The organism is Pseudomonas sp. SWRI51, from assembly GCF_014268825.1.
Lineage (GTDB): Bacteria > Pseudomonadota > Gammaproteobacteria > Pseudomonadales > Pseudomonadaceae > Aquipseudomonas > Aquipseudomonas farsensis.
The window spans coordinates 1-24,324 of record NZ_JABWRG010000019.1 but is presented as its reverse complement, the minus strand read 5'-3'; the positions used below and the strand labels follow the sequence as shown (position 1 = coordinate 24,324).

Sequence of the window (24,324 nt, the reverse complement as noted above, 5' to 3'; positions counted from 1 at the left end):
AAAATCATTATGGGGTATTGGCAACTGATGCTTTTTTGCTATTATCCAATTCCCGCCTGATTTATCTGGAACGCCCGTTCTAGAGCCTCCGCAATTAAGTTTCAATTAAGTTTTCTCCGCTAGCGTAGGAAATCAGTCCACCGCGGCTGTGATTAATTACCTGTGCGTGTCATCTAAAACCTCGCATAGCCATAATCTTTCCCCGGTAACATGGAACGTACCCACAAACCGTCAAGAGGATGAATCATGCCTGTCAAGGACCCCTCCAAGGCCGTCCCGGTTGCACCCGCAGAAAGTGCCGATGCTGCCATGAAGCATATCGTCGACGGCTTCCTGCGGTTCCACACCGAAGTCTTCCCTGAGCAGCAAGAACTGTTCAAGAAGCTGGCCACCGCGCAGAAGCCGCGCGCCATGTTCATTACCTGCGCCGATTCGCGCATCGTCCCCGAACTCATCACGCAAAGCTCGCCTGGCGACCTGTTCGTTACCCGTAACGTCGGTAACGTGGTCCCGCCTTACGGCCAGATGAACGGCGGCGTTTCCAGCGCCATCGAGTACGCGGTCATGGCACTGGGCGTGCACCACATCATCATCTGTGGCCACTCCGACTGTGGCGCCATGCGTGCGGTGCTCAACCCGCGTTCGCTGGACAAGATGCCGACCGTTTCCGCCTGGCTGCGCCACGCTGAAGTGGCCCGTACCGTGGTCGAGGACAATTGCTCCTGCGCCGACGAGCACGAGAGCATGGGCCTGCTGACCAAGGAAAACGTCATCGCCCAGTTGCACCACTTGCGCACCCACCCGTCGGTGGCCTCGCGCCTGGCCGCAGGCCAACTGCACATCCATGGCTGGATCTACGATATCGAAACCAGCCAGATCGAAGCCTACGATGCCGCCAGCGACCGCTTCCTGCCGCTGACCGAAGGCGACACGATCCCCTGCGCTACTCCGAGAGGCCGCTACTAAGCGACCCCGTCACGCTGAAAAGACCTTGATAGCCGGCTGCACCCAACGGGTGCGGCGCGGCCTTCGGCTGCCTTGAATTTCCCTGACTGCCTTGCCGGCAAACCCGCTGGCGGCCCGCGTGTGCGCGTGTTTCAGGGTTCCCCGTGCTAACGGCCAGTGGATTGGCCGTCAATCAAAAATGGAGCGTCATGGTGAACAAGACACAGATCAAAGCGGCACTGCCGCGCGAATTACTGGCATCGGTTGTGGTGTTTCTGGTCGCCCTGCCCTTGTGCATGGGCATTGCCATCGCGTCCGGCATGCCGCCGGCCAAGGGGCTGATTACGGGCATCATCGGGGGTGTGGTGGTGGGCTTTATTGCCGGTTCGCCGCTACAGGTCAGCGGCCCGGCCGCCGGCCTTGCGGTGCTGGTGTTCGAGTTGGTGCGCCAGTACGGCATGGCCATGCTCGGGCCGATCCTGCTGCTGGCCGGCTTGCTGCAGTTGCTGGCCGGGCGCTTTCGCCTGGGCTGCTGGTTCCGCGTCACGGCGCCGGCGGTGGTGTACGGCATGTTGGCAGGTATTGGCGTACTGATCGTGCTGTCCCAGGTGCATGTGATGTTCGATACCGCGCCGCAGCCGTCGGGCGTGGACAACCTGCTGGGCTTCCCGGCCACGCTGGCGGCGGCGCTGCCGCTGGAAAACGCCGGGGCCGGCTGGCAGGCCGGGCTGCTGGGGCTGGGTACCATCGCCATCATGTGGGCGTGGGAGCGCTTTCGCCCGCAGCGGCTGAGGTTCTTGCCCGGCGCCCTGCTGGGCGTGGCGGCGATGACTGCCATCAGCCTGTGGCTGGCGCTGCCGGTCAACCGCGTGCAGGTGCCGGCTGACTTGTCCGAAGCCATCGACTGGCTGCGCCCGGACGACCTGCTCAAGCTGGCTGACCCCACCTTGCTGGTGGCAGCCTTCGCCCTGGCGTTCATCGCCAGCGCCGAAACCTTGCTTTCGGCGGCGGCGGTAGACCGCATGCACAGCGGCCAGCGCTCGGACTTCGACCGTGAGCTGTCGGCCCAGGGCATCGGCAACATGCTTTGCGGTGTGCTCGGTGCGCTGCCGATGACCGGGGTGATCGTGCGTAGCTCGGCCAACGTGCAGGCCGGCGCACAGACCCGCGCCTCGGCGATTCTGCATGGTGTGTGGTTGCTGGCGTTCGTGGTGGTGCTGAGCAGTGTGCTGCAGCAGATTCCAGTAGCGAGCCTGGCGGGTGTGCTGGTGTACACCGGTATCAAGCTGGTGGACTTCAAGGCGTTTCGTGGCCTGGGCCGCTACGGCCGTATGCCGATGTTCACCTATGCCGCTACGGCGCTGGCGATCATCTTCACTGACCTGCTGACCGGCGTGTTGCTGGGCTTTGCTTTGACGCTGCTGAAGCTGGCGTTCAAGGCGGCGCGCCTGAAAATCAACCTGGTGGCGTTGGGTAAACCGGGGCATATGGAACTGCGTCTTGCCGGTTCGGCGACCTTCCTCAAGGTGCCGGCGCTGACCCAGGTGCTGGACACTGTGCCGCCTGGCACCACGCTGCACGTACCCCTGGGCAACCTCAGCTATATCGACCATTCCTGCCTTGAGCTGCTCGAAGACTGGGGCCGCAGTGGCGCGGCCAATGGCTCGCGGCTGGTGCTTGAGCAGCATCGCCTGAAACGGCGGGTCGAGGGGCGTTTGCGCACTACCGCGGGCGTCGGGGCCTGACGGGGGCTGGTTGGGCCCAGTCCTGTGGGAAATGACAGTTAGTTGTGGCGAGCGGGCTTGTCCCGCGTTGGGCTGCGCAGCAGCCCTGAGGATTACCCTTGAGTTTTGAGGGGCTGCTACGCAGCCCAACGCGGGACAAGCCCGCTCGCCACAAGGAGATATGTCTGGCGAGAACACGCTCGTACAAAACCATAGAATCTCCCACAGGGACCGCGCACAGTCGCAATTTCGAGAGTTGGCCCAGATTCCTGTGGGAGCTGGCGATAGCCTGCGATGAGGCCGGGACAGGCCTGCACAATCCCTGCGCAGATGATTCTGCGAGTGGCAGGCTTGCGCTATTGCGGGTCAAGCCCGCTATCGCCCTCGGCGCTGATCCTGATGATTTCAAGCATCTGGTCCCCCACCGGCCTGCGCCACAGCACCTCATCCCCGGGCCCTGCGCCTAGCAGCGCACGCCCCAGTGGCGAGCCCCAGTTGATCAGCCCGCGCTGGGCATCGGCCTGGTCTTCGCCCACCAGTTGCACCTCATGCTCCCGGCCGTCCTCATCGACAAAACGCACCCGGCTGCCAATCTGCACCTGCTGCGTGGAGGTCGCTGCTGGCACCACTTGGGCGCTCTGCACCCGTGCGTTGAAGTAGCGTAGGTCTCGCTCGGCGTCAGCCAGGCGCTGTTTATCCGCCCGATCACCCAACCCCTGCAGCTCGCTGCGCAAGTTGTTAAGTGCCGCCACCCGTTGTTGTAGCTCGGCAAGGCCGTTGGCGGTCATGTAGTTTGGCTGGTCGCTGATGCGCCGCTCCACCGGCTGGCTGGCCTGGGCGGCGGCGTGGTCTTCGTTGACGAATGCTCGGCTCATGGTTGGGCCTCCTTGTGCAAGAGACCATGGTCGCAGTAGCAGGGTTTCAACGGTTATCCGGTTGCGACCTCAGTTATGGCGAAATGCCCGGGCAGCGCCTTGGTCTTTTTCCCGTTGCCAATCGCGGTCGCGTTGGTCCCAGTAGCGCTCGCGGTACTGGCGGGTGTCTTCGCTGCTTTGCATGGCATGGCACTGGCGAAAGCCGTCGTCCCAGCCGCTTTCGTACTGACGCTCATGCAGGTAGCGCGGCACGTTCTTGCGAAATTCCCCAACTATCAGCCCGGCCGCCTGGCGACCGCTGCTGCAGCCGTCGTCGAAGCCGTCGGCATAGGCGGGCGGATAGCCTTGGCCGAGCATCTGCTCGTGCTGGGTTTGGCAGCCGGCCAGCAGCGCTGCAATGCATAACACCCACAAGTACCGCGACATGACCACATGACCTCCAGTAGATACCGGCAAGTCTAGAGCGGTAAATGTGGGCGCGATGTCAAAACGCTGTCGAAGGATCCGTAGACAGCCCCTCGGCTAGTAGTGATACCACTTCAACTCCAGCATCACCTCGTTCTGCGCCGTGGCCAGGTGGCTGAACTGCCGCGACGCGCTCAGGCGCAGGCCGAGGTTCTGGCTGATTTCCCACTGCTGGTTCAGGCTCACGCTGCGGCGTACCTCGCCGTTGGTGAAGAAATCGCCCTTGGCCTCCAGGGTCATGTTGCCAAGCGGGTTGCGCCACAGCAGCCCGCTGTTGAAGCCGGCTGCCGGGGAGATGAACTCGGCAAAATCATTGTGATGCTCGACCCGCACCGTGCCCAGGGCAAAGCCCAGCAGTTCGTCGTTCAGTTGCCAGGTGCCACCGGCACCGCCGTTGACATGGCTGACCAGCACCTCGTCGTCATGCTTGCCCGGCACCCGTTCAAGGCCGCCAGCCACCTGCCACGACCACGGCTTGAGCAGTGCATTGCGCGGGGTCAGTGAGCGGATGGTGGCCAGGTCCAGGCGCTGGACCTGCCAGTCGTTGCCCTCGTACTGGCGCAACTTCAGTTGCAAGATCTCGATCTGCGCGCCCAGCGGGAAGCCGTACATGTTGTCGTTGAGGTCGTGGTAAGCCATGCGCAGGCCATATTCGGCAAACGCGCGGTCCTCGCGGGTGCCCACCCCCAGCTGCCAGGTGCGCGACTGGTGGCCGTCTTCCGGCAGGCCGGGGCGCTCGATTTCAAGTGGCGGTGGCGGGTTGCGGTTCATCGCCCGCAGCAGCTCGAAGCTGCGCGCAGCCTGGCCTGGGTCGCGCTCCTGGCCATTGGCGCGGTAGCGCTCCAGGCGGTAGGCGGCGTCCTGAACCAGCGCCTGGCGGTCGCGAGGCAGGGCTGTGAAGGCCGGGCTTTGCAGTTGCGTGGTGTCGGCGCTCACTGCCAGCACCTGCTGCTTTTCGGCAGGCTCAAGCGCTTCGGCGCGGGCCAGCAACTCGCGTTCGCGGGACGGGCGGTAGCGCACGTCGGACACCAGTCCCGACTGGCGCACCGCCTTGACCGTGTCGGTCGGGATGGCCGTCAGCGGGAACTGCGAGGTGAGGTCCAGCCCGGGGCGGGCCACCTGCAGCAGTTCGAGCAGGCGGTACGAGCAGTTTTCGTCGAAGAAGAAATAGTCGAACTGGATCTGCTTGAGTTCCCACACATGCTCGACCATGCGCCCGGTCTCTTGCGGCGTAAGGTCCAGCTGGTACTCCCACAGGTCCCGGTTTTCCAGGCTGCGGTATTCGGAGAGCTTGTCCTGGTAGGGCATCATCGCAAACAGGCCGGGGTAACCGCCCATCAGGCCCTTCCAGGCATACAGAATGCTGTTGTCGCTGCCTTCGATATAGGCACCGAAATTGATCGCGTAACTCAGCAGCGTGGTGTCGTCACGCCGGGTGTTGGACTGGTCGATACGCAGCAGCGTGTGGCCGAACATCGACGACGGGCTGTTCAGGTAGGCCGCCGGGAATATCAATGCCGCGCTGTGCGGGTCGATCGACGTGTACCAGGTGTTGAATTCCTTGCAGTCGGGCGTTGGCAGGTCGGTCAGCGCAAGCTGCTCGCGCAACCAGCGGGTGCGTGCCGGATAAACACATTGGGCGTGTTTGTCGCCAAGGCTTGCCGGCGCATACAGCGCATCGACCGTTGCCTTGAGCTCCTGGTCCGGGTGGTGGGCACCGTCGGCGGCCAGGAAGAAGCGCTTGTCGTCGACATAGCTGCGCCAGCCGCCGAGCTTGGCGGTTTCGTAATGGCCCAGGGCAATCCAGTAGGGCGTGGCAGCGAGCTGTTGCAGGCGGCCGGGGTCGGGTTGTGGTGCTGCGTGCAACGGTGCGCTGGCAAGCAGCGCCAAGGGTGCGAGGCGTTTGAGCATGTCGGGCAACTACATCCTGATGATGCCGAAAGATAACGCGCCAGAACCCGCCCCGGTAGCGGGGCGGGAGACGCGGGACTCAAGCCTCGGTGGCGTACTTGGCCAGTTGCGGGTCGCTCTTGAGCACGGCCAGGGTGTTGCTGTGGACAGTTTCGGCAGTCACATCAGCGCTGCTGAAGATCTGTTGGAAGTGCTCATGGGTGACAGCGGCGAAGTGCGCGCGGTCCTCAGGTGCCACGCCCAGTACCACGGCGTAGGTGGTCAGGGCTTCGCCATCGCCCTTGGCCATGTCTTCGGAAAGCTCGTTCATCATGCCGTTCATGGCGAACCAGGAGCGGCCGCCATAGGTCAGCGACGCTTTGGTCGAGCAACCGTTGGTGCCCGAGGTCATGCCGAAGGTTGCGTTACCGGAGGTGCCGTTGGTGGTGGAGGCCAGGAAGTGCGCAGGTGTGCCGCGCTGGCCTTCGAACAGCATGTTGCCCCAGCCGCAGTTCGGGCCGCCTGGCGCTTCCGCCATGGCGTTGATCGAGACAGCGGCGAACAGAGTACCCAGAAGAATCCGTTTCATAGCGTTGTTCTCATTCTAGTGACTACCAAAGGGTCAGTTCTGGCAACAGGGCTGCCAGGACAGGGAAGTTTTCCACCCCCCCGCGCAGCTTGGAGTTTAGGCACGATCCAAAGGTTGCGTTGTTTATTGCGAAAAATTGCAAAGCCCAGGCTGCGACATAAAGTCCTGTACAGCCTTGCAAGCTGCGCGCTGGCGGCGCCAGAATGCCTGCATCCGCCCCGCCGAAGTAAGGAAACCCCATGCCCGATCCTGTCGCCTCGCGCCTGCGTCTTGCGCCCGAAGCCCTGACCCGGCGTTTCTGCGCTGAACAGTTTGCCTTCTCCAATACCGACGATCTGGAGCCGTTTCGTGGTGTGCTGGGCCAGGAACGTGCCGTTGAGGCCCTGCAATTCGGGGTGGCCATGCCGCGCCCTGGTTACAACGTGTATGTCATGGGCGAGCCCGGCACGGGCCGCTTCTCGTTCGTAAAGCGCTACCTGAAGGCCGAAGGCAAGCGCCAGGCCACCCCGCCAGACTGGCTGTACGTCAACAATTTCGAAGAATCCCGCGAGCCGCGGGCGCTGGAGCTGCCTTCGGGCACCGCCAACGAATTCATCAGCGACATGAACGGGCTGATCGACAACCTGCTGGCAACCTTCCCGGCGGTGTTCGAGCACCCGTCCTACCAGCAGAAAAAAGGCGCCATCGACCGCGCCTTCAACCAGCGCTATGACCGCGCCCTGGACGTCATCGAACGCGCTTCGCTGGAAAAGGACGTGGCCCTGTACCGCGACAGCAGCAACGTCGCCTTCACCCCCATGGCTGACGGCAAGGCGCTGGATGAGGCCGAGTTTGCGCAGTTGCCTGAGGAACTGCGCGAGCGCTTCCACGAGGACATTTCCGAGCTCGAGGAGCGCCTCAACGACGAGCTTTCCAGCCTGCCGCAGTGGAAGCGTGAGTCGAACAACCAGCTGCGCCAGTTGAACGAAGAGACCATCACCTTGGCGCTGCAGCCGCTGCTGGCGCCATTATCGGAAAAGTACGCCGAAAACGCCGCTGTTTGCGCCTATCTGCAGTCAGTTCAGCTCAACCTGCTGCGCACCGTGGTCGAGCAACTGGTCGAAGACAGCAAGACCGACGCCGTGGCCCGCAAGATGCTCGAGGAGCAATATGCGCCAAGCCTTGTGGTCGGCCACCCCGGCAATGGCGGCGCACCCGTGGTGTTCGAGCCGCACCCTACCTACGACAACCTGTTTGGCCGTATCGAATACAGCACCGACCAAGGCGCGCTGTACACCTGCTACCGCCAGTTGCGCCCCGGCGCCTTGCACCGCGCCAATGGCGGCTTCCTGATCCTGGAAGCAGAAAAGATGCTCGGCGAGCCGTTCGTCTGGGATGCGCTCAAGCGCGCCCTGCAGTCGCGCAAGCTGAAAATGGAGTCGCCGCTGGGCGAGCTGGGCCGGGTCGCCACCGTGAGCCTCACCCCGCAGGTGATCCCGCTCAGCGTCAAGCTAGTCATCATTGGCTCGCGCCAGCTCTACTACGCGCTGCAAGACCACGATTCGGACTTCCAGGAGATGTTCCGGGTGTTGGTCGATTTTGACGAAGACATGCCCATGGTCGATGAGAACCTTGAGCAGTTCGCCCAGCTATTGCGCACCCGCACCAACGAAGAGGGCATGGCGCCGTTGACCAGTGACGCAGTGGCGCGCCTGGCCACCTACAGCGCCCGCCTGGCAGAGAACCAGTCGCGCCTGTCGGCGCGTATCGGCGACCTGTTCCAGTTGGTCAGCGAGGCCGATTTCATCCGCCAACTGGCCAACGAGGCAATGACTGACGCCGGGCACATCGAGCGGGCGCTCAAGGCCAAGGCCACGCGCACTGGCCGTGTCTCGCAGCGAGTGCTCGACGACATGCTGGCCGGGATCATTCTGATCGACACCGAGGGCGCGGCCATCGGCAAGTGCAACGGCCTGACCGTGCTGGAAGTGGGCGATTCGGCGTTCGGCATGCCGGCGCGGATTTCGGCCACGGTCTACCCGGGCGGCAGCGGCATTGTCGATATCGAGCGCGAGGTCAATCTGGGCCAGCCGATTCACTCCAAGGGGGTGATGATTCTGACCGGCTACCTGGGCAGCCGTTACGCCCAGGAATTCCCCCTGGCGATCTCGGCCAGCATCGCCCTGGAGCAGTCCTACGGCTACGTCGATGGCGACAGTGCCTCGCTGGGCGAGGCCTGCACCTTGATCTCGGCGCTGTCACGCACCCCGCTCAAGCAGTGCTTTGCCATCACCGGCTCGATCAACCAGTTTGGTGAAGTGCAGGCGGTCGGCGGGGTCAACGAGAAGATCGAAGGCTTCTTCCGCCTCTGCGAGGCCCGCGGCCTGACGGGCGAGCAAGGGGTGATCATCCCGCGCGCCAACGTGGCCACCCTGATGCTCGATGAGCGTGTGCTGCAGGCTGTCGAGGCCGGGCGCTTCCATGTGTATGCGGTGAGCCAGGCCGACGAGGCGCTGAGCCTGTTGGTGGGTGAGGAGGCCGGCGCGCTGGACGACAAGGGTGAGTTCGCCGAGGGCAGCGTCAACGCCCGTGTGGTTGAGCGCTTGCGGGAAATTTCCGAAATGATCAGCGAGGAAGAGATCAAGGAAGCCGAGAAAGAGCGGCTTGAGGAGATGGTCGCCCAGGCCAAACCGGCGTAAGTCAATAAACTGGCGCTGGAGGCACATTGCTACCGTTCGGCGCCGGTTTTCTAACTCTCCCCACCCATCGGCTAGAGTTGAACCAAGGGACAGCATCAGGGTTCAGGATGGAAACAGCCCGGAGCGGTTCGGGCTGAACAGGGCTTTATGGAGGGGACGCGGTCATGCGCAACCTCAGCCTTACTCGCCAGTGCCTCGGCCTGGTGACACGTATTGAATGCAGTATCCGCCCGCTTGCCGGTGACAACGGTATGTGGACGCTGCTGTTCGCGGCCGGCATGGCCGGTGAGCAACCTTCGGCCATCAAGGCGCAGGGGCCATTCCATGGCCCGATGGTGGCCGAGTCGGTGATGAACGCCATCGTCGACAGCTTGACCTTGCATGGCTACCAAGTGGCGCAAGACCCGCAGATCTGGTGCTTGCACCTGCAGGCGCAGCTACGGCGCATCAACGGCGAGCGCTGCCGTCACCTAGGCGACTACCAATTTCACCCCGAAACCTGAGTGTGGCTGCGGGCCTCATCGCAGGCTGGCGCCAGCTCCCACAGATACCGTGCTCAACCGCAACACTGCTGGTTGGACCCAATCCTGTGGGAAATGATAGACAGTTGTGGCGAGCGGGCTTGTCCCGCGTTGGGCTGCGCAGCAGTCCTGAGGTTTACCCTTGGGCTTTCAGGGGCTGCTGCGCAGCCCAGCGCGGGGCAAGCCCGCTCGCCACAAGGAGATGTGTCTGGCGAGAACAGGCTTGTACAAAACCATAGAATCTCCCACAGAGACCGCGTCAGCTGCAATATTGGTGTCTGGCTCAATTCCAGTGGCAGCTGGCGACAGCCTGCGATGAGGCCTTTGAAGTGAAGCACGCTGTGCCAATCCACCACAGGCTTTTGCTGTAACAGGCGGCTGGCTATACTCGCGCTCGATTTTTCAGCCACTTATCGAGCCCCCCTGTCCATGGAACGTCTTCTCGAAAACGCGATGTATGCCTCACGCTGGCTGCTCGCCCCGATCTACTTTGGCCTGTCGCTCGGCCTGCTGGCATTGGCCCTGAAGTTCTTTCAGGAAATCTACCATGTGCTGCCCAACGTCTTCGCCCTCAGCGAGGCGGACCTGGTGCTTGTGATCCTGTCGCTCATCGACATGTCGCTGGTCGGCGGCCTGCTGGTCATGGTGATGTTCTCCGGCTACGAGAACTTCGTCTCACAGCTCGACATCGATGAACACAAGGAAAAGCTCAGCTGGCTGGGCAAGATGGATTCGTCTTCGCTGAAGATGAAAGTGGCCGCGTCCATCGTGGCGATTTCCTCGATCCACCTGCTGCGCGTATTCATGGATGCGCAGAACATCTCCACCGATTACCTGATGTGGTACGTGATCATCCACATGACGTTCGTGATCTCGGCATTTGTAATGGGTTACCTGGACAAGATCTCCAAGCACGGCGCTGCTTGATCCAATCTCTGGCGCTGAAGCTGATTCACGGCACCGCTGTGTGCTAGGCTTCATGCCCTTTTTCTAATAGGGCGGCTTTGCGTTCGCCCTACTGCGGAGTGCGAAATGTCCGAACTCAACCTGACTACCGACGAATCCCGCGTCAGCTACGGCATCGGCCGCCAGCTGGGTGGCCAGCTGCGTGACAACCCGCCACCGGGCGTCAACCTGCAAGCCATCGTTGCCGGCCTGACCGACGCCTTCAACGGCGCCGATAGCCGCGTCAGCGAAGAAGACCTGTCGGCCAGCTTCAAAGTCATCCGCGACATCATGCAAGCCGAAGCCGCTGCCAAGGCCGAAGCTGCTGCGGGAGCCGGCAAGGAATTTTTGGCTGAAAACGCCAAGCGTGACGGCATCACCACCCTGGCCTCGGGCCTGCAGTTCGAAGTGCTGACCGCAGGCGACGGCGCCAAGCCATCGCGCGAAGACAACGTGCGCACCCACTACCACGGCACCCTGATCGACGGCACCGTGTTCGACAGCTCCTACGAGCGTGGTCAGCCGGCTGAATTCCCGGTCGGTGGCGTGATCCCAGGCTGGACCGAAGCCCTGCAACTGATGAACGCTGGCAGCAAGTGGCGCCTGTACGTGCCGAGCGAGCTGGCCTACGGCGCTCAAGGCGTTGGCAGCATCCCGCCGCACAGCGTCCTGGTGTTCGACGTCGAGCTGCTCGACGTTCTGTAATGCCTGATCGCGGGGCGGGCCCGTTGCCACCGGTTGTTTACGACCTGCTGGCAGCGAGCCTCCCCTGCGATGCTGTTCAGTTCCAATCGGTTCCCCCAGGGCGCAATGCCCGCGCATAGCAGAACAGAAACAGGTTCCTCACCAGCTCCTTGAGCACCGAAGGCTCACTCGAATTCAAACCGGTCATGTCCAAGTCGCCTTGGTCACGCAGCTCATCAAGCGCGTCTTTTTCGAGCACGGCGCACACTTCGCCAGTTTCGCGATGCAGGATGCGCAGGTAAGGGTGGGGGCGATCAAGCCAGGCGTCGATCAGGTAGGTCATGGCTGTTCTCCTTGGATATCAATTCCAATGAGAATAATTCTTATTATCAAAATAGCAAGTGACTATTGGAAGAATTCTTCCGAATGGTACAGGCGACCCTGTTGCAGGGTCTGTCGGGGCTGCGCGGACGGCAGCCCCAGACGGGCGTCAGACCTTGCGCACGAACTCGGACTTGAGCTTCATGGCGCCGATGCCGTCGATCTTGCAGTCGATGTCGTGGTCGCCGTCGCACAGGCGGATGTTCTTGACCTTGGTGCCGACCTTGACCACCAGCGACGAGCCCTTGACCTTCAGGTCCTTGATCACGGTGACGGTGTCGCCGTCCTGCAGCACGTTGCCCACCGAATCCTTTTTCACCACGTCGTCACTGGCGTCCTGTGCATCGCCTGCGGCCGACCACTCGTGGGCGCATTCCGGGCAAACCAGCTGGGTGCCGTCTTCGTAGGTGAATTGGGAGTTGCATTTGGGACAGTGCGGCAGAGTGCTCACTTCGCTTCCTTAAGGGGACAGGTCAATAAAGGCGCACATTGTATAGGGTTTAGTGTCGGGATGCACAAATGCGTCGCGGTGGTTCGCCACTCCAGGCAAGCCCGCCGCCACAAATGCCCTGGGGCTAGTGGGGGGGCTTGCTCGGAGCGGCGAACCACCGCGATGAGGGTGACGCGAGGAATCAGTGGGTACGGGCGACCGCGAACTCGCTGAGCTCTACCAGGGCATCCCGGTACTCGCTGGCCGGCAGTACTTCAAGGCACTGGATGGCGCGGGCGACGTAGTCGCGGGCCATTTTGGCGGTGTAGTCCAGCGCCCCCGAGGCTTCGACGGCAATGCGGATTTGCTCGAGGTCTTCCAGGCCGCCTTTCTGGATGGCCTGGCGAACCAGCGCGGCTTGTTCCGGCGTGCCTTCGCGCATGGTGTAGATCAGCGGCAAGGTCGGCTTGCCCTCGGCCAGGTCGTCACCGACGTTCTTGCCCAGGGTTTCGGAGTCGCCCTTGTAGTCGAGCAGGTCGTCGACCAGCTGGAATGCAACGCCCAGGTGGTCGCCGAAGGTGCGCAGCGCCTCGCGCTGTTGCTCGTTGGCGCCGGCCAGCGCTGCCGCGCTGTGGGTCGAAGCCTCGAAGAGCATGGCGGTCTTGCCGCGGATGACCTCCATGTAGACCTCTTCGCTGGTGCTGGCGTCGCGTACCCGCGACAGCTGCAGCACTTCGCCCTCGGCGATCACCCGGGTGGCCTTGGAAAGGATCTGCATGACCGCCATCGAGCCCAGCTCGACCATCATTTCGAACGAGCGCGAATAAAGGAAGTCGCCCACCAGCACGCTTGGGGCGTTGCCCCACAGTGCGTTGGCGGTGGAGCGGCCACGGCGCATGCCGGACATGTCGACCACATCGTCGTGCAGCAAGGTGGCGGTGTGCAGGAACTCGATGGTCGCTGCCAGCAGCCGCAGGTCGTCGCCTTCGCGGCCAAGGGCCTTGCCGCACAGCAGCACCAGCAGTGGGCGCAGGCGCTTGCCGCCGGCAGAGGTGATATAGTCGCCGATCTTCGATACCAGCGGCACGCGCGAGGTCAGCTGCTTCTTGATGATCTCGTCGACGGCGCTGAAATCGTCAGCTACCGCGCGGTAGAAGGATTGGGGTTGCATCGGCTGCTCCATTAAGGTTGCGCGGCATGCTAGGTCGCGGGTATCGGCGTGTCAAGGCGCGGTGCCGGTGGTGCTTGGGCGCCACTTGCAAGGCATTGGCCGGTTGCGTACAATCGCGCACCCTAACTTCCTGGGCAGCACCTGCCTTACGCAATTGCACCGGGCCGTTCCAGCCTCGTGCAGCCATGCCAGCCAATACTCATCATATAAAGCGCTGGGTGAGCAGGATTATCGGAGAAATACCATGTCTTACGCAGTAATTGTTACCGGCGGCAAGCAGTACAAAGTCGCTGAAGGTGAATTCCTCAAGATCGAAAAACTGGAAGTCGCCACTGGCGAATCCGTAACCTTCGATCGCGTTCTGCTGGTTGCCAACGGTGAAGAAGTCACCATCGGCGCACCCGTCGTCGCCGGCGCTAAAGTCGTTGCTGAAGTCGTTTCGCAAGGCCGTCACGACAAAGTCCGCATCATCAAGTTCCGTCGTCGTAAGCACCACATGAAGCGTATGGGCCACCGCCAGTGGTTCACCGAGATCAAAATCACCGGTATCCAGGGTTAATCCCCCAGGTCCCCTGAATTTATTTGGAGAATTGAACCATGGCTCACAAGAAGGCTGGTGGTAGTACCCGTAACGGTCGCGACTCAGAATCGAAACGCCTTGGCGTGAAGATGTATGGCAGCCAGGTTGTCAAACCAGGCAACATCATCGTCCGTCAGCGCGGCACCGAATTCCACGCAGGCTACGGCGTTGGCATGGGCAAGGATCACACCCTGTTCGCCAAGATCGAAGGCGTGATCAAGTTCGAGAAGAAAGGCGAGTTCATGCGCCGTTACGTGAGCATCGTCGCCGCTTAATCGCGACGCCGCTCCAGAAGCCCCGTCACGCGACGGGGCTTTTTCGTTTGTGGTGAGCCTCTTGCAAAGCTGTTTGTCTGGGCTGCCGGCGTTGGTTTCTGATGGTACGGGGCCGCCGCGCTCATTTTTGCAAGAGCCTCATGTTTTCTGGTTTTCAACTCGTCATTTGGCGAGAGGCGGTTTTGAATGAAGTTTGTAGACGAAGTATCGATCCGGGTAAAAGCCGGTGATGGCGGTAACGGTTGCATGAGCTTCCGCCGCGAAAAATTCATCGAGAACGGTGGCCCCAACGGCGGTGACGGTGGTGACGGCGGCTCGGTGTACATGGTTGCCGACGAGAACCTCAACACCCTCGTCGATTACCGTTACACCCGTCACCACGAAGCCCAGCGCGGCGCCAACGGTGGCAGCACCGATTGCACCGGTAAAAAGGGCGAGGACCTGTTCCTGCGCGTGCCGGTCGGTACCACCGTGATCGACGCCTCCACCCAAGAGGTCATCGGTGACCTGATCACCCCGGGCCAGAAGCTGATGGTCGCCCAAGGCGGCTGGCACGGCCTGGGCAACACCCGTTTCAAGTCCAGCACCAACCGTGCGCCGCGCCAGACCACGCCGGGCAAGCCGGGTGATCAGCGCGACCTGAAAATGGAAATGAAAGTGCTGGCCGACGTCGGCCTGCTGGGCCTGCCCAATGCCGGCAAGAGCACGTTCATCCGTTCGGTTTCTGCTGCCAAGCCAAAGGTTGCCGACTACCCGTTCACCACCCTGGTGCCAAACCTGGGTGTGGTCAGTGTCGACCGCTGGAAGAGCTTCGTCATCGCCGACATCCCCGGCCTGATCGAAGGTGCCTCCGAAGGCGCAGGCCTGGGTATCCGCTTCCTCAAGCACCTGGCCCGTACCCGCGTGCTGTTGCACCTGGTCGACCTGGCACCGCTTGATGACAGCAGCCCGGCCGATGCTGCCGAGGTGATCATCAACGAGCTGGCGCAGTTCAGCCCGGCGCTGGTCGACCGTGAGCGCTGGCTGGTGCTGAACAAGGCCGACATGCTGATGGACGACGAGCGTGACGAGCGGGTCAAGGATGTGGTCGAGCGCCTGAACTGGGAAGGCCCGGTCTACGTGATCTCGGCCATCGCCAAGCAGGGCACCGAGCAGCTCAGCCGTGACCTGATGCGTTACCTTGAAGACCGCGCCGACCGCCTGGCCAACGACCCGGCCTACGCCGCGGAGCTGGCTGACCTCGACCAGCGCATCGAAGACGAAGCCCGTGCCCAGCTGCAGGCCCTGGACGATGCGCGCACCCTGCGCCGTACCGGCGTCAAGAGCGTGCACGACATCGGCGATGACGACGACTGGGATGATTTCGAGGACGACGAAGACGGCCCGGAAATCATTTACGTGCGCGACTGATCGGTTGCAGTACACTAATCGCCGCTCCCAGGAGCGGCGTTTTTGTATCTACGGTATCTACAGATTCGACACAGGTTGGAAGACAAGATGCGAAGCAAGGTGACGGGCGCCAAGCGCTGGGTCGTGAAGATCGGCAGCGCGCTGCTGACGGCTGATGGCAAGGGCCTCGACCGTGGCGCGATGGCGGTGTGGGTCGAGCAGATGGTGGCCCTGCGTGAAGCAGGCGTCGAACTGGTGCTGGTGTCCTCCGGGGCCGTGGCCGCTGGCATGAGCCAGCTGGGCTGGACCACCCGACCGAGCGCGATGAACGAGCTGCAGGCTGCCGCCGCCCTGGGCCAGATGCGCCTGGTGCAGGCGTGGGAGTCGAGCTTCGGCGAGCACGGCAAGCACACCGCGCAAATCCTGCTGACCCACGACGACCTTTCTGACCGCAAGCGCTACCTCAACGCGCGCAGCACCCTGCGCACGCTGGTCGACTTGGGCGTGGTGCCGGTGATCAACGAGAACGACACCGTGGTCACCGACGAGATCCGCTTTGGTGACAACGACACCCTGGCGGCGCTGGTGGCCAACCTGGTCGAAGCTGACCTGCTGGTGATTCTCACCGACCGCGACGGCATGTTCGACGCCGACCCGCGCAACAACCCCGAAGCCCAGCTTATCTATGAAGCCCGTGCCGACGACCCGGCGCTGGACGGCGTTGCCGGCAGCACTGGCGGTGCGCTGGGCCGTGGCGGCATGCAGACCAAGCTGCGTGCGGCGCGCCTGGCTGCGCGTTCCGGTGCCCATACCATCATTATTGGCGGGCGCATCGAGCGCGTGCTCGACCGCCTCAAGGCCGGCGAGCGCCTGGGCACGTTGCTGTCGCCTGAGCGCGGCATGCTCGCCGCCCGTAAACAATGGCTGGCCGGCCATCTGCAAACCCGTGGCACGCTGGTGCTCGACGCCGGTGCCGTGCAGGCCCTGCGCCAGGCCAACAAGAGCTTGCTGCCGGTCGGCGTAAAGACCGTGCAGGGCAGTTTCCGCCGTGGCGAGATGGTGGTGTGTGTCGGCCCGGACGGCCTTGAAGTCGCCCGTGGCTTGGCCAACTACAGCGCGCTGGAAGCACAGAAGATCATTGGCCAGCCGTCCGATGCCATCGAAAGCCTGCTTGGCTACAGCGCGGAACCTGAGCTGGTGCACCGCGACAACCTGGTACTGGTGTGAAGGAGTTGAGCGTGCTGAAAAAACTGATCGCCGTCGCCGCCCTGGCGCTGCCGATGCTGGCGGGTGCCGAGGAAATCGGCCAAGTGTCCACTGTGTTCAAGTTTGTCGGGCCTAACGACCGCATCGTGGTCGAGGCGTTCGATGACCCCAAGGTCGATGGCGTGACTTGCTACCTGTCGCGGGCCAAGACCGGTGGGCTCAAGGGTGGGCTGGGGTTGGCCGAAGACCGTGCCGAAGCGTCGATTGCCTGCCGCCAGGTGGGGCCGATCAACTTCAAGGGTGACTTGAAGGATGGCGAGGAGGTGTTCAAGGAGCGCACTTCGCTGGTGTTCAAGACCATGCAAGTGGTGCGTTTTCTCGACAAGAAGCGCAATACGCTGGTGTACCTGGTATACAGCGACCGCCTGATCGAAGGCAGCCCGCAGAACGCGGTGACGGCGATTCCGATCGTGCCTTGGGCGCAGTAATACCCCAGCCGAAATGATCGCGGTGGTTCGGCATTCCGAGCAAGCCCGCTCCCACGCCCCGGTAATCAGAGGCGTGGGAGCGGGCTTGCCCCGCGATGTTTTGCGTTGCGCGCAACCCTTGTAGGAGCGGCCTTGTGCCGCGATGGGCCGCAAAGCGGCCCTGCTGCTACCTCAGACCAGTTCTTCGGCCTGATCCTCACGCACAATCGCCTTCACTTCATCCAGCCGGCTGATGTACTTCCAGTCCGCCTCGTCGATGTAGATGCCATTCGGCCCGCTGCCACCTTCAAGGTCAATCGCCACACGCGCCGACACCTGCGGCTTGACGCTCGCCAGAATCGGCACGAAGCCCAATTGCTGGCTGGTTTCAAGCAATGCCGCCTGGTTGCGTTCGTCGATGTCCGCCGCCTCGTCCAGGTAGAACGGCAGGCGAATGCGCCCGGCCAGGTCGCGGTCCATCAGGTGCAGCAACAGGTACATGTTGGTCAGCGCCTTGATGGTCATGGTGGTGCCGTTGGACGCGGCGCCGTCGATGTCGGCATGGATCACCGGCTGGCTGTTGATCTTGGTGATCTCGAATGCCAGTTCGAACAAATCCTTCAAACCCAACTGGTTGTGGTTGGCCGCCACCAGCCGCGCCAGGTATTCCTTGGCTTCTTCGTTCTTGTTGTCCTGGTCGGCGCTTTGCGTCAGGTCGAACACCGACAGCGTCTCGCCTTCTTCGTACTGGCCGGCGCTGTGGATGATCTGGTCGATGTGCTTGAGCGCTTCCTTGTTCGGTGCCAGCACCACGCGGAAGCTCTCCAGGTTCGAGACCTGGCGCTTGTTGATCTCGCGGTTGAACAGCGCCAGCTGGTGTTCAAGGCTGTCGTAGTCGCTGCGGATGTTGCGCAAGGTCCGGGCAATGTCGGTCACCGCCGCACGGCGCGCCTTGGCCAGGGTCAGCGCTTCTTCGGTACGGTGCGAGTAGGCGTTGATCAGCAGCGACAGGCGCCGCTCCATGTCGTCTTCGCTGTCGAACTTGGCCACGCCCTTCAGGCGCACCTGGGCGTACAGCGCCTCGATCTGGTTATCCACGCGCTGCAGCGCCTGCCAGCTGTCCTGGTAGTCGTTGAGCAGGGGCAGCAGGTTGTCCATGGAATCGTCGATCGCCTCCATGAACGGCGTGCCGAACGGCAGGTCTGCCGGCAGCAGCTGGCGGCGGCGCAGGGCGTCGTCGAGGGTGCGCTGCTTGGCTTCGAGGTCGGCGATCTGGCGGCCGACCAGTTGCAGCTTGGCCGACAGTTGCTGAACCCGCTCGGTGAACGCATCGCTTGAGCGCTTGAGCTCGTCCTGGGCGGCTTCGAGCTGGGCCAGCTGTTCGAGTTTTTCCGGCTCCTCGGCGCTCAGCGTTTCGCTGCGGCGGTAGTCTTCCAGCGCCTTCTGCGCATCCAGCACCTGCTGGTACAGGGCTTCGGTCTGCGCCTTGCTGGCGGTGCGGTCGAGGGCGACCGACTGTTGGGTCTTGAGCTGCTTGAGCTCTTTTTCCAGGCGTTCTTTCTGGTCGCGCAGGGCTGCGCGGTCGGCCAGGGCCTGAAGCGCCGGCGGGTCGATGTGCGAGATGTCGATGGACAGCCCCGGCACTTCGAAGCGCTCGCCCTTGAAGCGGTCCAGCACGCCTTCGAGGGTTTTCACCCACAGGTCGCTCTCGTCCAGCTCGATGCCACGCTCGCCCAGCGGCAGGCTGAACAGCGCGCCGTTGAACAGGCGCATCAGGCGGTCGACGTCCTGCTGCGAGAACTCTTCGCGCAGGCGGGCGTAGCTGTTGTTGTCGGCGTGGTCGAGTTGCTGCTTGACCGCCTTCAGGCGTTTTTCGAGGTCGCGCACCCGCTCGTCGAGGTCTTCGGCGGAGAATTGGCGCGATTGCGCCAAGGCGCCGGCCAGTTCGTCGTGGGCGTCCTTGGCGGCCAGCAGTTGCTGCTCCAGTACCTTGGCATTCTCAACCAGTGCGAAGCGGTGCTTGAGCACGGCCAGTTCGCCCAGCCAACGCTGCACGCCCGTGATCTCGCGCTCCAGGCGCATCAGCTCCTGGGTGCCGCCGCGCTGGTCGTTCTGCAGGCGGTCTTGTTCGGCGCGGTAGTGCTCGGCCTGGATCACCAGCTCTTCCTTGCGCGCCATGCCGTATTCCTGCCAGGTGCCCAGCAGGTTGTCGAGCACCGGCGAGATGCGGTGCAGCTTGCCGCGCAGGATCTCGCGCTGCGCCACGCCACCGGCCAGGGCCTCGACCAGCGGGCCGGCGGCGACCAGGGCGTTGTAGTCCTGCTCCATGCGGCGCACGTCGCGGAAGGCTTCCTCGCAGGCGGCGATATAGTCGACGCTGCCCGAACGCAGGCTGTGCTCGAAGGCATCGAGGAACAGCTGCTTGAGCTTGGCGGCGGTGATTTCGCGCATGTGCAGCAGGTTGATGAACAGCGCGCGGAAGGTTTTCAGGCTCTGCTCGCTGGTCGAACGCAGCGGGATCAGGGTCAGGTCGAGCGGCACCGAAGTGTGCCCGCCGACCAGCAGCCGGCGCAGTTCGTCGGGCTTGAGTTCGTACGCTTTCAGGCCGTTGCGCTCAAGGTTGGTGAACAGCTCCTTCTGGCGCAGGCAGGTGTCGTCTTTCTGGTAGTGGGCCAGGTCCAGCTCGCCCTGGTAGGCAAAGAACTGGTGGCCGAAACCGCCACCGGGGCCACGCCCGACCACGCCGATCACGTGCGGGCCGTGGGGCAGGTTGAGTTCGCAGAGGATGTAGCTGGTGTCGGTGGCGAAATAGAAGCGGCGCGACTGCTCAAGGCTGTACTTGCCGAAGCTCATGTCCGACATGCGCGCCAGAATCGGGAACTGCAGCGCGTTGATCGACGCCGATTTACCCAGGTTGTTGGCGCCGTAGACCGACAGCGGGTGCTCCAGCGGGAACAGGCCAAGGCTGTAGCCTGCGGTGTTGAGCAGTGCGAAGCGGCGGATGCCGTAGCGTTCCTGGCTCATGCGTCAATCTCCTGTTCTTCGCGGATGGCGCGGGCCAGCGCGTCCTCTTCGCTTTCTTCACCCTCGAACGGGGTGAGGTCGAGCGGGTCGTCGGTACGGTTGAGTTGCTCGGGCGATTCTTCTTCGACCAGCACAGGCACCGGCAGCGGCAGGTCGCTGTGCAGGGTGGCGGCCAGGTCGCGGTCCTGCTGCACCGACAGGCACACGTCGAGGAAGCGGTGCATCGGCGGCAGGAAGCGGTAGATGCCGCCTTCTTCGGCGGCGAAGCCCAGCTGGGTCATGCGGCGCAGGATCTTTTCTTCGAGCTCGTCGACGGCCTGCACTTCGGCCTGCAGGAACAGGTCGCGGTATTTGTCCAGCAGCGAAGGCAGCTCGTCGCGGCCAATGCTGCCGCCGTCGAGCACGGCCATCGGGTCGCGGCCCTGGTCAGCCAGGTGCTCGACCAGGATGAAGGTGAACAGCGACAGGCGCTGGGCGGTCTTGTTGACCTGCGCGGCGGCCTGATCGGGGACGAAATAGTAGAAACCACGGGTGTCGCAGACCAGCTCGAAACCGAGGGCCTTGAACAGCGTGCGGTACTGGTCCTGGAAGTTCGACAGTTGCGCGTACATTTCAGGGTCGCGGCGGCTGACGTGGAAGCCCTTGAACAGTTCGCGGAAGATCGGCGCGAGCTGGGACAGTTCGGAAAGATCAAGATGCATTGGCTGGGCTCGCGGTGGATTCAGTGGCAGCGGCTGTAGGTTCGCGGCTGGATGTCAGGGCGAAGGAGCGCAGGCTGACCAGGTGTTCGCGGGTGGCATATTCCAGCCGTTCGAGGCGCTGGCGGCTGAAGCGTTTTTCGCGCGACAGGCGCGAGAACCAGTACAGCAGCTCGTCGGTGGCGCCTTCGGGTTCCTGCTCCAGCAGCCAGACCATCAGGTCGGGCAGCGGCAGAGCATCGGCGCAGCGCTCGAGCATTTCCTTGACCGTGCGCGGTGCACGCGGCACCGGGCCCTTGTGGGTCTTGTGCGCCTTGGGGAAGCGCGCAGGCTTGGGCTCGAAACGCGCCAGGGCATAGACGTAGGCCTCGACCTGGCTGGCGCTGCCGAGGAAGGTGCTTTGCGGGCGGGTGAACATCGGCATGGCCGCCTGTGGCACGGCGTCGATGCCTTTTTTGCGGATCACCGACAACGCCAGCGCGGCACCGCGGGTCACGGCGTTGTGCCGGCGCGCTTCTTCACGCAGCGGCAGCAGCAGTTCGCGGGCGTGGCGCAGGGTCAGCTGGGCGCTGGTCTGCATTTCCAGAATACGCGCGTGGGTACGCAGCAACATGTCGTCATCGACCAGGTGCCCCAGCCGCGCCTGCTCGCCCAGCAGGCGCAGCAGCACGGTTTCTACCTTGCGCACGCCCTGCTCGAAGGCGCCGTCGGCGTTGACCAGCTGGATCATCGGCTCGACGTACTCGTCCCAGGTGGCCAGCACTTCGGCGTAGCGCTGGCGCAGGGGGATCTGCCGGTTGCTGGTCTTGGCCCGCTCGGCCACGGCCACCAGCGCCTGCTCGTCGTTGTCGAGCTTTTTGAGTACGTCACGCACGCGCATGTCGAGCAGGCGCAGTTGCCGCGCCAGGTCGTCGCTGTCGCGGTTGTCGAAGGCGTCCTGGATATGCCCGGCCAGGCGTTCGAGGTGGCGCAGGTAGGCTTCGATCTCAAGGCACAGGCCCAGGCGGTGCTCGCGGCGCAGGTAGGCCAGAAAATCGTGGATCTGCGCGTTGAGTTCGAAACGGTTCGGGCTTTTTGCTACCGGGACCAGGATGTCCAGGCGGATCCACACGTCGAGCAGTTGGGTGATGTCCTGCGCGGTGCTTTCCACCTGCTGGCGGGCCAGTTGCTGGCGCAGTTCGACCAGGCTCAGGGTGCCTTGGTCGAAGCGCTCGCACAGCGGCTCGATCAAGGCCCAGTGTTCGGCTAGGGCGCGAAGGACGCGCTTGGGTTCGATCATTGGCGGGTCGACTCGTTGCCAAATAAAAGCGGCGATTGTACTGCATCCGGGGGGGAGGATTTCACCCCTTGGTCTGCAATGAGGGAATGCCTGAGCCTTTGTGGGGTTTTTTCTGGTTGGGCTGCCCATGTGCCCTGGGAGCGGGCCTGGTCGGAACGCCGAACCACCGCGACAGGCCCGACAATCTGATGCGGCGCCACACCGCCAATGACGTTAGAATGCGCGCCTGACTTCACCCGCCCGGAAATCCGCCCTTGCTGATCGAGTCCCGCCGCCGCGCTTACCTGTCCGCCATGCAAGTGGTGCACTGGCTGCCGCGCGCCGAGCTGCCGTTCGCCGCGCCCTCGCGCCCAGAACTGCTGTTGCCGGTGGCACCGCTGCACGAGCCCGATTTCGAGGTGCGCCCGGCGGCGCCTAGTGCCACGCCCAGCGCCGCCCCGGCAGCGCCCCAGGCGCGCAGCGAGCGGCCGAAAATCGAAATTCCGCGCCCAGGTAGCGCGCCGAAGGTCGCCGCCAAGCCGGTCGAAGCCGAGCCTGAGGTAGCGCCCTCGCGCCCAGCGCCGGTGCCGCCTCCGCGTTTTTCGCTGCAACTGCTGCGCGCCGGTAGCTGCCTGCTGCTGGTCGAGCTTGCCACTGGCCAGCCCTTCCAGAGCCGCGACCCGTCCTACCTGTTGCTCAAGGACCTGCTGCGCGCCGCCGGCCTGCCGGACGCGCCGCAGATCATCGGCGAGCCGGTGCGCTGGCCGCTGCTGGTGCGCGGCAACATGGACCAAGGCCCGGACGCTGCACGCGACTTCGTGCAGGGGTTTATTGCCGCCCGTGTCGAAGAAGCGCCGTGCAGCTGCCTGTGGCTGATCGGCCTGCCTGCCGTGCGCTTTGCCGGCGAGGCCGATGCCGAGGCGTACTACCAGACCCTCAAGGTCGACCTGCTCGGTGACGCATGGGCGTTGCCGGGCCTTGAACTGTTGATGGACGAGCCGCAGCGTAAAGCGCACGTCTGGAAAGCCATGCGCCAGCTGATGGCGCGCTGGAAGAGCGTTGAATGAGTGACTCGATCAGTTTCCGCCCGGCAACCGAGGCGGACCTCGATGCCCTGCTGAAAATCGAATATGCCGCATTCAGCCACCCTTGGACCCGCGGCATCTTCACCGATGCGCTGAAGTCCTATGAAGTGTGGTTGATGTTCGACGGCCAGCAACAGGTGGGCCATGGCGTGATCAATGTGATCATCGACGAGGCGCACCTGCTCAATATCACCGTCAAGCCGGAGAACCAGGGGCGCGGGCTGGGCCTGCGCCTGCTTGAGCATCTGATGGCGCGGGCCTATCAGCTCAATGGCCGCGAGTGCTTTCTGGAGCTGCGTGCGAGCAATCAGTCGGCCTACCGGTTGTACGAGCGCTACGGCTTCAACGAAATCGGCAGGCGCCGCGATTACTACCCGCTGGCGGGCGGGCGTGAAGATGCACTGGTCATGGCCTGCACGCTGCTCGAAGACTGACAGCCTGCTTTTTGCCAGCTAGTCGGGCACTGCGCGTTTAAGGGCATGCTCGGCCAGCGCCCGGCTCATCTGCGCATTGTGCGCGGCGTTGACCAGCATGCCCACGCCGGGCTCGCCGGCCATGGCGCAGCAGTATTCATCGATGGTGTCTTCTATGCCGCGGATCAGTTCGATGGCATGCACCAGTGCGTCTTCGCCGGACATGTCGTGGTTGATGGTGAAGAAGTTGCGGCTGGTTTTTGCTGCGGGTGGGTTGGCGGCCTGATCGGTCATGGTGCTTCTCCTGTCACCTCGGTGGGCGAGCGGGCAACGTTAGCCTTGATAGCAGAGCACAACAACGCAGAAGCGGCTGTGACCGGTGTAGGCCAATTCCTAGGACGGGGCTTTCTGAAATACTTGGTTTCAGGTTTGCCCATAGCGAATTCTTCCGCGGGCCGTGGGAGGTTCTATGGTTTTGTACAACCCTGACCTAGCCTCATCGCAGGCCCTGCCCAACCGCAACATTGTTGGTTGGACCCAATCCTGTGGGAAACGATAGAGAGTTGTGGCGAGCGGGCTTGTCCCGCGTTGGGCTGCGCAGCAGCCCCTTGGGTTTTCAGGGCTGCTGCGC

General features: G+C 63.2%; 24 protein-coding genes. 13 read left to right on the top strand and 11 right to left on the bottom strand.

Features of this window, described 5'->3' with window-relative positions:
* Nucleotides 1-246 precede the first annotated feature (246 nt).
* Together HU720_RS08970 and HU720_RS08965 are read left to right on the top strand one after the other, a co-directional pair.
* On the top strand, nt 247-966 hold the full coding sequence (locus tag HU720_RS08970) for a carbonic anhydrase (protein WP_186519275.1): 720 nt from the start codon (nt 247-249) through the stop codon (nt 964-966).
* Nucleotides 967-1,154: 188 nt separating this feature from the next.
* Nucleotides 1,155-2,690, top strand: a complete 1,536-nt coding sequence (locus tag HU720_RS08965; RefSeq protein WP_186519273.1) for a SulP family inorganic anion transporter — start codon at nt 1,155-1,157, stop codon at nt 2,688-2,690.
* Between the two features lie 335 nt (nt 2,691-3,025).
* On the opposite strand, the gene HU720_RS08960 is transcribed toward HU720_RS08965, so the two are convergent.
* The 4 genes from HU720_RS08960 to HU720_RS08945 all read right to left on the bottom strand — a co-directional run bounded on the left by HU720_RS08960 (nt 3,026) and on the right by HU720_RS08945 (nt 6,488).
* Nucleotides 3,026-3,544, bottom strand: a complete 519-nt coding sequence (locus HU720_RS08960; RefSeq protein WP_186519271.1) for a GreA/GreB family elongation factor — start codon at nt 3,542-3,544, stop codon at nt 3,026-3,028.
* A 69-nt stretch (nt 3,545-3,613) separates the two neighbouring features.
* Nucleotides 3,614-3,970: a hypothetical protein gene (locus HU720_RS08955; RefSeq protein WP_186519269.1), complete on the bottom strand. Its 357-nt coding sequence runs from the start codon at nt 3,968-3,970 to the stop codon at nt 3,614-3,616.
* 96 nt (nt 3,971-4,066) lie between these two features.
* Complete coding sequence (locus HU720_RS08950) at nt 4,067-5,920, bottom strand: DUF4105 domain-containing protein (protein ID WP_186519267.1); 1,854 nt, start codon at nt 5,918-5,920, stop codon at nt 4,067-4,069.
* A gap of 79 nt (nt 5,921-5,999) precedes the next feature.
* Nucleotides 6,000-6,488 carry a DUF3015 domain-containing protein gene (locus HU720_RS08945; protein ID WP_186519265.1) on the bottom strand — a complete coding sequence of 163 codons (489 nt, stop codon included), beginning with the start codon at nt 6,486-6,488 and terminating at the stop codon, nt 6,000-6,002.
* 239 nt (nt 6,489-6,727) lie between these two features.
* Between HU720_RS08945 and HU720_RS08940 the strand changes: the two genes are divergently transcribed.
* The 4 genes from HU720_RS08940 (at nt 6,728) to HU720_RS08925 (ending at nt 11,337) form a co-directional block, all read left to right on the top strand.
* Nucleotides 6,728-9,166 carry an ATP-binding protein gene (locus HU720_RS08940; protein ID WP_186519263.1) on the top strand — a complete coding sequence of 813 codons (2,439 nt, stop codon included), beginning with the start codon at nt 6,728-6,730 and terminating at the stop codon, nt 9,164-9,166.
* Nucleotides 9,167-9,330: 164 nt separating this feature from the next.
* On the top strand, nt 9,331-9,669 hold the full coding sequence (locus tag HU720_RS08935) for a hypothetical protein (protein ID WP_186519261.1): 339 nt from the start codon (nt 9,331-9,333) through the stop codon (nt 9,667-9,669).
* A gap of 447 nt (nt 9,670-10,116) precedes the next feature.
* Entirely contained in the window at nt 10,117-10,614 is a 498-nt protein-coding gene (locus HU720_RS08930; protein ID WP_186519259.1) for a TIGR00645 family protein, read from the top strand.
* Between the two features lie 105 nt (nt 10,615-10,719).
* Nucleotides 10,720-11,337, top strand: a complete 618-nt coding sequence (locus tag HU720_RS08925) for an FKBP-type peptidyl-prolyl cis-trans isomerase (protein WP_186519258.1) — start codon at nt 10,720-10,722, stop codon at nt 11,335-11,337.
* Nucleotides 11,338-11,413: 76 nt separating this feature from the next.
* On the opposite strand, the gene HU720_RS08920 is transcribed toward HU720_RS08925, so the two are convergent.
* The 3 genes from HU720_RS08920 to HU720_RS08910 form a co-directional block, all read right to left on the bottom strand.
* Nucleotides 11,414-11,659 (bottom strand): hypothetical protein, encoded by a 246-nt coding sequence (locus HU720_RS08920; protein ID WP_186519256.1) that lies wholly within the window; start codon nt 11,657-11,659, stop codon nt 11,414-11,416.
* 147 nt (nt 11,660-11,806) lie between these two features.
* On the bottom strand, nt 11,807-12,148 hold the full coding sequence (locus tag HU720_RS08915; protein WP_186519254.1) for a zinc ribbon domain-containing protein YjdM: 342 nt from the start codon (nt 12,146-12,148) through the stop codon (nt 11,807-11,809).
* Nucleotides 12,149-12,329: 181 nt separating this feature from the next.
* A complete protein-coding gene (locus HU720_RS08910) occupies nt 12,330-13,298 on the bottom strand; it encodes a polyprenyl synthetase family protein (RefSeq protein WP_186519252.1) in 969 nt (322 codons plus the stop codon).
* Nucleotides 13,299-13,542: 244 nt separating this feature from the next.
* On the opposite strand from HU720_RS08910, the gene rplU reads away from it, so the two are divergent.
* The 5 genes from rplU to HU720_RS08885 all read left to right on the top strand — a co-directional run bounded on the left by rplU (nt 13,543) and on the right by HU720_RS08885 (nt 17,236).
* On the top strand, nt 13,543-13,857 hold the full coding sequence (gene rplU / locus HU720_RS08905; RefSeq protein WP_186519250.1) for a 50S ribosomal protein L21: 315 nt from the start codon (nt 13,543-13,545) through the stop codon (nt 13,855-13,857).
* Between the two features lie 38 nt (nt 13,858-13,895).
* Complete coding sequence (gene rpmA, locus HU720_RS08900) at nt 13,896-14,153, top strand: 50S ribosomal protein L27 (protein ID WP_186519248.1); 258 nt, start codon at nt 13,896-13,898, stop codon at nt 14,151-14,153.
* 186 nt (nt 14,154-14,339) lie between these two features.
* Entirely contained in the window at nt 14,340-15,563 is a 1,224-nt protein-coding gene (gene cgtA, locus HU720_RS08895; protein WP_186519246.1) for an Obg family GTPase CgtA, read from the top strand.
* An 87-nt stretch (nt 15,564-15,650) separates the two neighbouring features.
* Nucleotides 15,651-16,769: a glutamate 5-kinase gene (gene proB / locus HU720_RS08890; RefSeq protein ID WP_186519244.1), complete on the top strand. Its 1,119-nt coding sequence runs from the start codon at nt 15,651-15,653 to the stop codon at nt 16,767-16,769.
* Between the two features lie 53 nt (nt 16,770-16,822).
* The gene (locus HU720_RS08885) at nt 16,823-17,236 is read left to right on the top strand and encodes a CreA family protein (protein ID WP_186519340.1); all 414 of its coding nucleotides are present in this window, start codon (nt 16,823-16,825) and stop codon (nt 17,234-17,236) included.
* 171 nt (nt 17,237-17,407) lie between these two features.
* Here HU720_RS08885 and mksF read toward each other — a convergent pair whose 3' ends face one another.
* Genes mksF through mksB form a run of 3 tightly spaced genes read right to left on the bottom strand, consistent with a single transcriptional unit; the run spans nt 17,408 to nt 22,216 of the window.
* Nucleotides 17,408-20,239: an Mks condensin complex protein MksF gene (gene mksF / locus HU720_RS08880; RefSeq protein ID WP_186519242.1), complete on the bottom strand. Its 2,832-nt coding sequence runs from the start codon at nt 20,237-20,239 to the stop codon at nt 17,408-17,410.
* A complete protein-coding gene (gene mksE / locus HU720_RS08875; protein ID WP_186519240.1) occupies nt 20,236-20,940 on the bottom strand; it encodes an Mks condensin complex protein MksE in 705 nt (234 codons plus the stop codon). The genes mksF and mksE overlap by 4 nt, the downstream gene beginning before the upstream one ends.
* Nucleotides 20,930-22,216 (bottom strand): Mks condensin complex protein MksB, encoded by a 1,287-nt coding sequence (gene mksB / locus HU720_RS08870; RefSeq protein WP_186519238.1) that lies wholly within the window; start codon nt 22,214-22,216, stop codon nt 20,930-20,932. The genes mksE and mksB overlap by 11 nt, the downstream gene beginning before the upstream one ends.
* 254 nt (nt 22,217-22,470) lie before the next feature.
* Here mksB and HU720_RS08865 point away from each other — a divergent pair, with 254 nt between their 5' ends.
* Both HU720_RS08865 and rimI read left to right on the top strand, forming a co-directional pair.
* The gene (locus HU720_RS08865) at nt 22,471-23,262 is read left to right on the top strand and encodes an energy transducer TonB (RefSeq protein ID WP_186519236.1); all 792 of its coding nucleotides are present in this window, start codon (nt 22,471-22,473) and stop codon (nt 23,260-23,262) included.
* Nucleotides 23,259-23,714 (top strand): ribosomal protein S18-alanine N-acetyltransferase, encoded by a 456-nt coding sequence (gene rimI / locus HU720_RS08860; RefSeq protein WP_186519234.1) that lies wholly within the window; start codon nt 23,259-23,261, stop codon nt 23,712-23,714. Before HU720_RS08865 ends, rimI begins: the two co-directional genes overlap by 4 nt.
* 18 nt (nt 23,715-23,732) lie before the next feature.
* On the opposite strand, the gene HU720_RS08855 is transcribed toward rimI, so the two are convergent.
* Nucleotides 23,733-23,987 carry a hypothetical protein gene (locus HU720_RS08855; RefSeq protein ID WP_186519232.1) on the bottom strand — a complete coding sequence of 85 codons (255 nt, stop codon included), beginning with the start codon at nt 23,985-23,987 and terminating at the stop codon, nt 23,733-23,735.
* Between the last annotated feature and the right edge of the window lie 337 nt (nt 23,988-24,324).